This is a genomic window from Spirosoma sp. (genome assembly GCF_026391055.1).
Lineage (GTDB): Bacteria > Bacteroidota > Bacteroidia > Cytophagales > Spirosomataceae > Spirosoma.
This window is the reverse complement of record NZ_JAPLET010000022.1, coordinates 1,036,322-1,048,678: the sequence shown is the minus strand read 5'-3', so window position 1 is coordinate 1,048,678 and position 12,357 is coordinate 1,036,322. Positions and strand designations below refer to the sequence as shown.

The window sequence follows — 12,357 nt, the reverse complement described above, 5'->3', positions numbered from 1 at the left end:
ATATATACATTTGTTAGGAATGCTGTAAAAGTAAAGCCGAATGCGCGAATAATGTAATTACACTGCTAAAGTCCTTGGGTGGTGTAATTACATTATTCAGCTATAAACGACTGCATACTTTTTGCCCGGTAACGAACGAATGAACCCCTGAAATTCGAGCGTCAGCAGGAGGGACGCCAGTCGGCCCATTGGAATCTGACTTTTCCAGCTTAACTCATCCACGTGCAGGTCGGTAACCTGCCGGAGTAAAGCCAGAATCTGACTTTCTTCTTCGGTAATAGACAGGGGCAAGGTCGGAAGCGTTTTCGTTCGGGAGGCTGACCCACTGGACTGATCCCAGTTCATGGCTTCGATGATGTCTTTCGGGTTGGTATAGATCTGGGCTTTGTTCTCCCGGATAAGCTTGTTGCAGCCCGCCGAAAAAGCCTGATTCAACTGGCCGGGCACGGCAAAAACCTCACGGTGGTAATTGTTAGCGTATTCGGCCGTAATCAGCGCACCTCCTTTGGCTGCTGCCTCCACCACGACGACGGTATCGCTCAGGCCAGCGATGATCCGGTTGCGGGCTGGAAACAGATGCGCATCGGGTTTCGTGCCGGGGCGACTTTCGGTAAGCAAGCCGCCCTGAACGAGCATTTCTGCCGCTGTTCGCTGGTGAACATTCGGATAGATAACATCCAGTCCGCTGGCCATTACGCCAATGGTAGGCAAATTGTGCGTCAGGCTGGCCCGGTGAGCGGCAATGTCGATCCCGTATGCCAGCCCACTGATGACATGAACACCCAACGGCGCTACTGCTTCTACGATCTCGTGGGTGATCCGTCGACCATAATCGGTGGCTTGCCGGGTGCCCACCAGCCCGATCGTACGCGGGGCATTCAGGTTGCCGGTGCCCTGAAAGTAGAGCAGGGCAGGGGCATCGTACAGCGTTTTCAGGCGGGCGGGGTACGCTTTGTCGGTGTAAAACAACGCTGTGGCGTTCAGCTTCTCCAGTCTTTTGATCACCTGTTCGGCCTCCTTCAGACTATCGGGCCGAAGAATGGCGCGGGCTGTAACTTCGCCAATGCCCGGAACCTTCATCAAACGGGCTAATGGCGATGTAAAGACATCTGCTGCCGAGCCGCAATAACTGATCAACTGACGGATTAGAATACTACCCACACCGGGAACAAGCGTCAGGGCAATTTGATGGTGAGAATCGGTGGACACGAAACAGAAATCAGGTTATGTATACAAACAGGAGAGATACGTGACGTTTGCAAGCTTACGGTTTTCTGTCGTGAAAAACCAGTTTGATCTGTATTGATGAACGTTTAGATGTAATTCAGTAGATTCAGGTCTGGCGGTAATTAACTAGAGAAGGCTCTGGAAAACCGGACAATACTGACATTTCAGCGATGATCATTTTTAAAAAGATACTATGAAACTGGAAACGCCCCTGGTCAATAAAACCTACATCCTCGAAAAATTTCCTGGTAAAGGTGGCTGGACTTATGCGGCTATCCCGGAAATTCTGCCAAACCCCCATGCGTACTTTGGGTGGGTCCGCGTTCGGGGGACGATTGATGGCTTTGCCATAAGTCGCCATAAGTTGATGCCCATGGGTGATGGGAAGCTTTTTTTACCCGTTCGGGCTGAAATCCGTAAAAAGATTGGCAAGCAGGCTGGCGATTCGATACTGGTGATTTTGTATGCCGATGACCTGCCAACGGCGCTTCCCGAAGAACTGCACCTTTGTTTACAGGACGAACCAGCCGCCTACAAAACGTTTTTAACGTATTCGGAGACTGAACAAAGTGACCTGATTGACTGGATCTATTCGGCTAAAACGGAAGCAGCGAAAATTGAGCGCATAGCCGAAACAATTGATAAGCTGGTTAGGAACAAGCGCTAATCAACATGAATGGTGCTGGACGTAGTGTCTCGTAACCAGGAATGTGGCAACCATCAGTCAACGTCTGCGTCTTCTTTCTCTTCCTCGAGTTTGGGTTCCGGCTTATCCAGTCCAGCCCGCATTTTCTCCAGAAAAGTCTTTATACGTTTGAGTTTGTTGATGTATAGCGCGTGTTCGCGTCGGTTGGCTTCGCGCGTTTTGAGGTACTCACGTGCTCCGGGCAGGGTGTAGCCTTTTTCGTTAGTGAGCTCAAGGATCTCCTTCAGATGGTCGATGTCGGCCTGAGTGTACACCCGGTCGCCGGAGCGGTTTTTTTTGGGTTGAAAGGTCGGAAATTCCTTTTCGTAGTACCGCAGTTTAGATGCATTAATGTCAAACATTTCTGCCACTTCCTTAATCCCATAATACAACTTGCCGCCGTTTTCCATACCGCAAACTTGGAAAGCCCTCTTAATAAACGCAAGTTTTGGCGTAAATTTGCAGAACAGTCAGTAAGTCAGTAAGCCGCTTACCGACTTACTGACTATAAAGACTTACTGACTAAAAAATGACTTCCCACGAAATTCGTCGGCATTTTCTCGACTTCTTCCAATCTAAACAACACCTGATTGTTGCCTCGGCTCCGTTGGTCGCTAAAAACGACCCGACGCTGATGTTCAACAATTCGGGGATGGCTCAATTTAAAGATTTCTTTCTAGGCAACGGAACGCCCCCGTCCAAACGGGTGGCCGATACCCAGAAATGCCTGCGCGTATCGGGTAAGCATAACGATCTGGAAGATGTTGGGTTCGACACCTACCACCACACCATGTTCGAGATGCTGGGCAACTGGTCGTTCGGTGATTATTTCAAGAAAGAAGCCATTACCTGGGCGTGGGAGTTGCTGACGGAGGTCTATAAACTGCCCAAAGATCGGCTGTATGTGTCGGTGTTTCAGGGTGATGCGAAAGATAATGTCCCTTTCGATCAGGAAGCGTTCGACCTTTGGAAACCCATCGTGGGCGAAGACCGGATCATTTACGGCAACAAGAAAGATAACTTCTGGGAAATGGGCGATACAGGCCCGTGCGGTCCTTGCTCGGAGATTCACGTCGACTTGCGCACGCCTGAAGAAATCGCCGAAAAGCCCGGCAAGGAGCTTGTCAACGCTGACCATCCGCAGGTTGTCGAAATCTGGAACCTCGTGTTCATGCAGTTTAACCGGAAAGCCGATGGCTCACTGGAGGCACTACCCGCCCGCCACGTCGATACGGGTATGGGTTTCGAGCGCCTGTGCATGGCCATCCAGAACAAACGGTCAAACTACGATACCGACGTATTTACAGGCACCATCAAGGTGATCGAAGAAATTTCGGGCATCGCGTATACCGCCGGTACTGGCATGACGGACGTGGCTATGCGCGTGATTTCCGACCATATCCGGGCTGTTTCCTTCGCCATTGCCGACGGACTGGTTCCCTCCAATGCCAAAGCCGGTTACGTAATTCGGCGGATTCTGCGCCGGGCTATCCGGTACGGCTATTCGTACCTGAACCTGACCGAGCCGTTCATGACCAAGCTCGTGCCAACGCTGGCCATGCAGTTTGCCGATGTATTCCCCGAACTCACCGCCCAGCGGGATTTCGTCGCAACGGTAATTCGGGAAGAGGAAATTTCCTTTCTGCGGACACTCGGAACCGGCCTGGGTCGCCTTGACCAGATCATCGGCCAGCTAACGACCGACGGCAAGACGGAGATCCCCGGCGAAACGGTCTTTGAACTGAACGACACCTTCGGTTTTCCGGCCGACCTCACAGCATTGATTGCCCGCGAAAAAGGACTTTCGATTGATGAAGCCGGTTTTCAGAAAGCCTTGCAGGAGCAGAAAGCCCGGTCGCGGAAAGATGCGTCCTCGTCGGCGGGCGACTGGCTTGACGTGAACGAAACAGACCGCGTTGAGTTTGTCGGCTACGATCAACCCGAAGCCTACGCCCAGATTGTTAAGTACCGCAAGATTCAGAACAAGCAGGGAACGCAGGTGCAGGTGGTGCTTGACAAAACACCATTCTACGCTGAATCGGGTGGCCAGATTGGCGATACCGGTACGCTTGAACTTTTTGCTGGCTCCGACCAAATCGGTACCCTGACTGTGCTGGACACCAAAAAAGAAAATGACCTGACCATTCATATCGTTCAGGATGTTACGGGCATTGACGAACTGCTCACCGAAGCGGATTCGGTTTATGCCGTTATCAACACCAATCGTCGCGGCCTGACCAGCAGCAACCATTCGGCAACTCACCTGCTTCACGCTGCCTTGCGTGAGGTGTTAGGCACCCATGTGGGACAAAAAGGCTCCTACGTTGGTCCCGATGCCCTGCGTTTCGACTTCTCGCACTTCAGCAAAGTGACGGATGAGCAACTCGCCGAAGTGGAGCGCATCGTAAACGAAAAAATCCGCGAGGATATAAAGCTGGATGAGAAGCGAAACGTACCCATCGCTCAGGCAAAAGAATTAGGCGCCACGGCCCTGTTTGGTGAGAAGTACGGCGATTTCGTTCGGGTCATCACCTTCGACCCAAATTATTCAGTCGAACTCTGTGGGGGCACCCACGTACCGGCAACGGGCCACATCGGTCTGTTCAAGTTCACGGGCGAAGGCTCTGTATCGACGGGTATTCGTCGGGTCGAAGGTAAAACGTCGAAGGGTGCCGAAGCGTTGGTGAATGAACAGATGGCCGTCGTTTCGGAGTTGAAGGAGTTGCTGAAAGCGCCCAAAGACGTCGTGAAAGCGGTTCAGTCAATACTCGACGAACGGGCGGCTTTACAAAAGCAGGTCGAAGCATTGCAGAACGAGAAAGTCCAGCAGTTGAAAAACGAACTGCTCACCAAAGTACAGGCTGTTAACGGCCATATGGTACTCGTGGAGCGCGTGGAAGTCCCTAACGCCGATGCCCTCAAGCAACTGGCCTACGACCTGAAAGCGAAAGTCGATAACCTGGCCCTGGTGCTGGGTGCCGACATCAACGGCAAACCCCAACTGGCGGTCATGCTGCCCGATTCACTCATTCAGGACAAAAAACTGAATGCTGGTCAGGTTGTAAAAGAGCTAGCTAAAAATATCAAAGGCGGTGGCGGTGGTCAGCCGTTTTTCGCGACGGCGGGCGGCACTGATCTATCGGGCCTTGATGCGGCCTTGGCGCAGGGTAAAGAATTGCTCGGGTAAGATTATTTCACATTTTTATTACACAGAGATTCGCAGAGAGAAACGGAGATGCACGGAGAAATTAATAAAAAAATCTCTGTGCATCTCCGTTTCTCTCTGTGCATCTCTGTGTAATAACCTTTAACCTCCACCATTCATGCGAAGCATTCTCTTTTGTCTCCTGATCACCAACCTCGCGTTAGCCCAGAAGCAAACCGTTGATATCCTGATTAAATCGGGAAACTTGATTGAAGTACGAACCGGCAACATTCTGACGAAGAAAATCATCGTCATTCGAGGTAAAACGATTGTTGGCGTTTTTGATGAAGCACAGGCCAAAAACTTCCAGGCTAAAACGATTGTCGACGCAAAGAGAAAGTTCATCATTCCGGGATTGTGGGATATGCACGTCCATTTTGGCGGTGGCGACACCCTCATCGAAGAGAATAAAAACCTGTTCCCGCTTTACATCGCCCACGGCATTACTGCCATTCGGGATGCCGCTGCCGACCTGAGTCCATCGGTTCTGCAATGGCGCGACGAAATCAATAAAGGCACCCTGGCGGGGCCGACCCTGTTCACTTCCGGCCCCAAACTGGAAGGGTATAAATCAAGCTGGATTGGTGATCTGGAAGTAAGTACACCCGCCGAAGTCGACCACATGCTCGACTCGCTACAAGGCCTGAAAGTCGATTTTGTGAAGATTACCGACAACACCATCACGCCCAAAATTTACCTTTACATTTTGCAGAAAACCCGCAAACGGGGCATGAAAACCTCCGGTCACGTGCCGTTTGCGTTAACGATGGATCAGGTATCATCGGCGGGGTTGGGGTCTGTTGAGCACATGAGCTACGTGCTCAAAGCCGGCTCGACCCGCGATAAGGAAGTGGCCGAAAAAGTGGCCGCCGGGCAACTCACCGCCCGCGTTGCATCGCCAATGGTGATGCAAAGTTTCGACGAACCCACTGCCCTGGCTGTTTATCAGCGAATGGCTAAAAACGGAACGTTCGTCGTGCCAACGCTCACGATTAGCCGGACCGTGGCCTATCTGGATCAGGATAATCACCAGCAGGACAGCTACCTGCAATACATTGGCCAGGGGCTGAAAAACACCTATGCGTGGCGGGTCAATCGGGTGGCAAAGGATAGCCCCGAAGCCATTGCTGAACGACACGCGGTTTATGAAAAATCCAGTTCGTTGCTTCCATTGCTGCACAAAGCGGGGGTGACGATCATGGCCGGTACGGATTCGGGCTTCCTGAATTCTTACGTGTATCCGGGTTTAGGGCTGCACCATGAACTTCAGTATTTTGTAAAAGCCGGATTAACACCCCTGCAAGCCCTACAATCGGCCATTATTCCGGGGCCTGAGTTCCTGGCAAAAACGAAGCAGTTCGGCGGTATCTCGGCTGGAAAGAGCGCCGATATTGTTTTGCTCGACAAAAATCCATTGCTCGATATAAGCGCTACCCAGGCGATAAATACGGTCATTTTGCGCGGAACCGTGTACAACCGAACGGCGTTGGATACGTTACTGGCCGACGCAAAAAAGAAGGCCAGCACAAATTAATGACAGTATCTTCTCAACCCATTGGCGTGTTTGACTCCGGTTACGGTGGTTTGACCGTTTTGCGCGAAATCGTCCAGAAATTACCCCAGTACGACTACATCTACCTTGGCGACAACGCCCGGACGCCCTACGGCACCCGCTCGTTCGATACTGTTTACCAATATACCCTCGAATGCGTCCAGCACCTCTTCGACCGGGGCTGCCAACTGGTTATTCTGGCCTGTAATACCGCTTCGGCAAAAGCCCTGCGGAATATCCAACAACTCGACTTACCCACGCTCGCTCCCGGACTGGATGGTCCCGACCGACGCGTGCTGGGCGTTATTCGACCCACTACCGAAGTCATTGGCACGTACTCGAAAACGGGAAACGTTGGCGTTCTGGCGACGCGTGGCACCGTAACGTCGGAGTCGTATCTGGTTGAAATTGAGAAGTTCTTTCCAGACCTGCACGTTTTTCAGGAAGCCTGTCCCATGTGGGTGCCGCTGGTCGAGAATGGCGAATACGATAGTCCCGGCGCTGACTATTTCGTTAATCAGCACATCGAACGCCTGCTGGCACAAGCCCCCGGCATAGATACAATCCTGCTGGCCTGCACCCATTACCCGCTATTGCTTGATAAAATAAAACAGTATGCACCACCCAGCACAACTATCCTGAGCCAGGGTGGTATCGTGTCCAATAGCCTGGCCGATTACCTCGTTCGGCACCCCGAAATTGACGCCAAGTGCAGCAAACACGGGCATAGAACATTTTTAACTACCGATTCAACCGAGGATTTTGACCGGCAGGCAACTGTTTTTTACGGCGAAGCCATCCAGTCGATTCATCTGGCTTTATAACGAGAACTCCGCGGCTGCCCTAAAAATCTGCTTTCCGCCTAGTCAGTAACCATCCTGACAGCTCATCTTCGTAGTCCACCAAAAAAATAGTGTCAACGCCCGTAGGGGTGTACCGCCGACCAGTTGTCATAGGGCCGACCAATTGTGTGTTGCGCGAAAAATGATAGCTTTACAGCCTCCTATCATCCACAAACCTTTCGTTGTGCTACCGAACGAACAGGACATCCTTTCGGCCATTCGCGATGGCAATGAGCGTGCGTTCGAGGCTGTCTTTCGGCAGTACTACGCACCCCTTTGCCGTTATGCCCGCCAGTTGGTGCCCGACCCAGACGAAGCCGAAGAGGAAGTGCAGGCCATGTTTCTGACCGTTTGGGAAAAACGAGAGAACATAAACATTGCCATTTCGCTGAAAGCGTATTTCTACCGGGCCGTCCATAATCGCTGCCTGAACCGAATCAAGCACGTTTCCGTACGGAATGAGCACCGTGAGCATACCCGGTACCTGGGCGAAACACTGGGGGAGTCGCCTATGCAGACGCTCCTGGGCGATGAACTTTCTGACCGGATACAGCGGGCGATTCAGAAACTACCCGAACAATGCCGGCTGGTGTTCACGCTGAGTCGGTTCGACGAGCTGAAATATGGGGAAATTGCCGATCAGCTAGGTATTTCAATTAAAACCGTTGAGAACCAGATTGGGAAGGCCCTGCGCATTTTACGTACTGAACTGAGTGAGTATTTACCTCTTTTAATCCTGTGGCTGCTAAGTCACCCTGAGCAATGGCCGATCAACAACCCATAGACGACGCCCTGCTGGGCAAGTTTCTGGCGGGCGAAACCGATCCAGCCGAATCGGCGCGGGTGAGGCAGTGGCTTTCTACCCGAACCTCCGGCCCTACAGAGCCCAACCCCGACGATTTCGACCGATTCGAACACATCTGGGATGCGGCAGAGCCGGACCCCACCGAGGTCGATACTGATGCAGCCTGGCGGTCTGTTCAGCAAAAAATGCGCGTATCGGATCGAAATCCAGCCAGACGGCAGGGCCCGATTGTCAAACCGCTGCCCGTTTTGCAGCCGGAACGGCGAGTGCCTGGCATGATATCGTTATGGCGTATGGCGGCCATGCTGACGCTCTTAGCAGGTATGGGCTGGCTGATAGTTAAGCTCAGGTTTTATGGTCAGCACCACCCGGCCGAAGGAATGGTGGCGCTGACGGCCAATGAGCAGCCAATTAGCAAGACATTGCCCGATGGCACTCATATTTTTCTGAACCGGCACTCGACATTGCGGTATCCGACAGCTTTTGCCGAGGAACGCCGGGACGTTACGTTGACTGGTGAGGCATTCTTCGAGGTAACCCCCGATGCTTCCCGACCATTTCATATTGCCGCCCGCCAGAGTGTCGTCCAAGTTTTGGGAACATCATTTACTGTTCGGGCGTACGATGCGAATGTAAGCGTGACCGTAAGGACCGGGAAAGTCCGGTTTTCGAGTGGTCGAAAAGCTGTTTTGCTGACGAAAAACCAAAAAGCCACTTTTGAAGCTTCGGTCGATACCATGCGACGGTTACCGGCTTCACCAAACGCTTTTGCCTATAAAACGGGTGTGCTGGTGTTCGATAAAGAACCGCTGCGCGACGTCGTTCAGGCCATCAATCAGTACTATAATGCCGATGTTCAACTGGCCAATGCCAAACTCGGCAACTGTCTGCTGACAACTCGTTTCGATAAAATGCCGTTGGCAACCGTTCTGAATGTGACCGCCGAAACCCTTGGCTTACAGGTACGTTATGTGGGTAGACAGGTAATTTTAGAAGGAGCCGGTTGCCAGTGAATAGGGGTAAACAGGCCGACAGCTGTCATGAGGTGAAAAATAACCTTCTGATGAATTCTCTTCGACTTTGTGTTCTACTGCTGTCTATTTTTATCCAAACCCGACTAGTGGCCCAGGGCGTTCCACCGCTTGAACGCCTTATAACGGTCGACATCCGAAACGCGACCCTTGAAAATGCGCTGCGCGAGATTAGCCGGGCCGGGCGTTTCGAGTTTTCGTACAACCCCGCTCGCATCGACGGCAAAGCGGTAGTTACGGTCCGGCTAACAAACGTACCGATTCGCGAAGTGCTCTACCGAGTCTTTCAAAGTCAGGTAACATTTAAATCTCGGGCAAACCACGTCATTCTGGTGCGTAATGACGCGCCTGAACCAAGCCTAAAAAACTTTCTGCTCGACGGCTACATTCTGGACGAGCAAACCGGTGAACGAATTGCTCAGGCCAGTATTTTTGAAAAGTCGACCCTGGCCTCTACCGTAAGTAATCCTTTTGGCTACTACCGCCTTCGGCTACCAACAGATCTTTCCGCGGTTCGTCTGGACGTTCGAAAGCAGGCGTATGTGGGCGAAACTGTTCTGATTCGCTCGCGGACTTCGCATTCGGTAAGTATTCGGATGACGCCCATTCCGCCCCGGCTATCGTTGAAAACACTACCCATCCGGGTAACGGAAGATACGATCCGTCCCGTGAATACGCTGGCCACCGTAACGGTCGACCTGCCCGCTCCCGGACAGGATTCAACGGTTCGGCCACGACCAAAATCCGTTCTGGAACAGGGACGTGAGCACCTTACTCGGCTTTTTGTAACGGCCCAGCAATCCATCCACGATGTAAACCTGAACCGTGATACCCTCTACCGCGACTGGCAGGTATCGTTTCTACCCTTTATCGGTACCAATCACCGCCTGAGCGGACGCATCAGCAACCGCATCTCGGTCAATGCCTTGATTGGGTATTCGTTTGGTGTGCGGGCGTTTGAAGTTGGTGGCTTGTTCAATCTCGTTCGGGCCGATGTGGCTGGTTTTCAGGCAGGTGGTCTGGGGAATATAGTAGGGAGCAACGTCAGTGGTGTGCAGCTGGGCGGCCTGTTTAATCTCGATGGTGGTACGGTGCAGGGTGTACAGGCCGCCGGATTATTTAACGCCAATATGCAACAGGCGCAGGGTGTTCAGCTGGGTGGTCTGTTTAATGTAAACGCGGGTGAGCTGACGCACATCATTCAGGTCGGTGGTTTGTTCAATGTGGCCGGGAAGTCGGTTTACGGGCTTCAGCTGGCGGGGCTGGCCAACGTGGCGCTGGGTGACGTTCAGGGCTGGCAGGTGAGCGGCATCGTTAACCGGGCGCGGTCGGTTCGGGATGGGCACCAGATTGGCCTCATCAATTTAGCCGATTCCGTAGGTGGTGTCCCGATTGGCCTGTTCAGCCACGTGAAAAAAGGGGGTTATCGACGGTTTGAAGTGGCGGCTACTGAAGTCAGCCTGCTTAACCTGACCTATCGAACAGGTGTTCGCCAGTTCTACAATGTTATTACGACAGGCTATAATTTTGAGCGGGAGGGGAGTTCAGATTTAACCGCAGGCTATGGACTGGGTACGGGCTTCTCGCTGTCGCGATCGACCCTCTTTACGCTCGAAGGAACGCACCATCATCATTTCTATGTCAACCAGCCCACAAATGGCGGTTGGAACAATCAGATTCGACTGAGTGCTCTCTTCGAGACAAAAGTCAGCAGGCTCCTGTCTCTGGCCTATGGCCCCTCCTTCAACTGGTATTTCAGTGGTGATACCACAACGCCACCTCCTCGTCGGCCAAACGTCCCGATTTTCTCCGAAGGCACGGATGGCTTCAGTACCAGCCACCACTGGGGTTGGGTAGGATTTCAGGTGGGGCTTCGGTTCGGGAATTCGTAGGAGTTAGGAAGGCTATTTTTTGCTTTCTTCAACCTTCTTTTCGATAGGGATCACTGCTACATCCCGTTCCCGTTCAGTCTGTTCTACATACACGGCATAGTCGGCCGGTTCGATTTTTATCCCGAAATGATTGGCATAGGCCTGGGTGAATTCCGCCCCGAAGTACAGAATAGCCGCCGTGTAATAAATCCAGGTCAGGATTACGATGAGCGAACCGGCGGCCCCGTAGGCCGAACTGGTACTGGTTGTTTCGATGTACAGCCCAATCAGGTAGCGCCCCAGCATAAAGAGTAAGGCGGTAAAAAAGGCACCCCAGCGCACATCTTTCCAGGAGATTTTGGCGTCGGGCAGCACCTTGAAAATAATGGCAAACAAAACACTCACCACCGCCGTGCTGATCAGGAAGTTAAAACCGCTGACCAGATAAACGCCAATGCCGGGCAGATAGCGCGACAGAAAGTCGCTCATGGCTAATATGAGACCGTTTACAATCAGCGAAACAAGCAGCAGAAAACCCAGACTGACAACCAGTGACGACGACAAAAGCCGGTCTTTAATCAGTTTCAGCCAGCCCCGTTTTGGTTTCGCTTTCACCCGCCAGATGAGGTTGACTGAATCCTGTATTTCGACAAAAATACTAGTGGCACCAATCACCAGCGTAATGATGCCAATGGCCAGAGCGGTGTTGGTTTTACCGGACAGACTCACACTTTTGATCATGTCCTGAATCTGTTTGGCGGCCTCGTTGCCCACCAGCCCGTTTATCTGCGAGAAAATTTGACCCTGAATGGCGTCCTGCCCCAGGAAAATACTCACTACCGAAATGATCAATACTAACAGCGGGGCCAGCGAAAAGACGGTGTAGTACGCCAGGGCTGCGCTAAGCTTCAAACACCGATCATTTAAAAAGCCATTGAAGGCGTCCCTGATAACGATCCAGGCGTTGGTAAAGAAGAGTTTAAGCGTGTTGGCAGTCATATTCGTTGAGTGGTTTGCGTCGGTACCGGCAAACGACACCTGCGAGGGTGGACGGCTGATACCTATGATTCCTGTAGAAACAACCAGAATGCGGGGGAGTTGTTGGCGGACTGGTTTCGGAAAAGTTGATGAATTAAGTC

The 12,357-nt window shown here is 52.2% G+C and carries 10 protein-coding genes; 7 read left to right on the top strand and 3 right to left on the bottom strand.

The window, feature by feature from the left end:
• Positions 1–96: 96 nt before the first annotated feature.
• On the bottom strand, positions 97–1,209 hold the full coding sequence (dprA, locus tag NT073_RS19820; RefSeq protein ID WP_297376863.1) for a DNA-processing protein DprA: 1,113 nt from the start codon (positions 1,207–1,209) through the stop codon (positions 97–99).
• A 211-nt stretch (positions 1,210–1,420) separates the two neighbouring features.
• On the opposite strand from dprA, the gene NT073_RS19815 reads away from it, so the two are divergent.
• A complete protein-coding gene (locus tag NT073_RS19815; protein ID WP_297376861.1) occupies positions 1,421–1,894 on the top strand; it encodes a YdeI/OmpD-associated family protein in 474 nt (157 codons plus the stop codon).
• A 53-nt stretch (positions 1,895–1,947) separates the two neighbouring features.
• Here the strand turns inward: NT073_RS19815 and NT073_RS19810 are convergent, their stop codons facing one another.
• On the bottom strand, positions 1,948–2,322 hold the full coding sequence (locus NT073_RS19810; RefSeq protein WP_297376860.1) for a MerR family transcriptional regulator: 375 nt from the start codon (positions 2,320–2,322) through the stop codon (positions 1,948–1,950).
• A gap of 119 nt (positions 2,323–2,441) precedes the next feature.
• On the opposite strand from NT073_RS19810, the gene alaS reads away from it, so the two are divergent.
• The 6 genes from alaS to NT073_RS19780 all read left to right on the top strand — a co-directional run bounded on the left by alaS (position 2,442) and on the right by NT073_RS19780 (position 11,239).
• Positions 2,442–5,099: an alanine--tRNA ligase gene (alaS, locus tag NT073_RS19805; protein ID WP_297376858.1), complete on the top strand. Its 2,658-nt coding sequence runs from the start codon at positions 2,442–2,444 to the stop codon at positions 5,097–5,099.
• 136 nt (positions 5,100–5,235) lie between these two features.
• Positions 5,236–6,651 carry an amidohydrolase family protein gene (locus tag NT073_RS19800; RefSeq protein ID WP_297376856.1) on the top strand — a complete coding sequence of 472 codons (1,416 nt, stop codon included), beginning with the start codon at positions 5,236–5,238 and terminating at the stop codon, positions 6,649–6,651.
• On the top strand, positions 6,651–7,493 hold the full coding sequence (gene murI / locus NT073_RS19795; RefSeq protein WP_297376854.1) for a glutamate racemase: 843 nt from the start codon (positions 6,651–6,653) through the stop codon (positions 7,491–7,493). The genes NT073_RS19800 and murI overlap by 1 nt, the downstream gene beginning before the upstream one ends.
• 160 nt (positions 7,494–7,653) lie before the next feature.
• Complete coding sequence (locus NT073_RS19790) at positions 7,654–8,295, top strand: RNA polymerase sigma-70 factor (protein WP_297376852.1); 642 nt, start codon at positions 7,654–7,656, stop codon at positions 8,293–8,295.
• Entirely contained in the window at positions 8,274–9,329 is a 1,056-nt protein-coding gene (locus NT073_RS19785) for a FecR domain-containing protein (protein ID WP_297376850.1), read from the top strand. Before NT073_RS19790 ends, NT073_RS19785 begins: the two co-directional genes overlap by 22 nt.
• 50 nt (positions 9,330–9,379) lie before the next feature.
• Entirely contained in the window at positions 9,380–11,239 is a 1,860-nt protein-coding gene (locus tag NT073_RS19780; protein ID WP_297376848.1) for an STN and carboxypeptidase regulatory-like domain-containing protein, read from the top strand.
• Positions 11,240–11,251: 12 nt separating this feature from the next.
• Here NT073_RS19780 and NT073_RS19775 read toward each other — a convergent pair whose 3' ends face one another.
• Positions 11,252–12,217 (bottom strand): YihY/virulence factor BrkB family protein, encoded by a 966-nt coding sequence (locus NT073_RS19775; RefSeq protein WP_297376846.1) that lies wholly within the window; start codon positions 12,215–12,217, stop codon positions 11,252–11,254.
• Between the last annotated feature and the right edge of the window lie 140 nt (positions 12,218–12,357).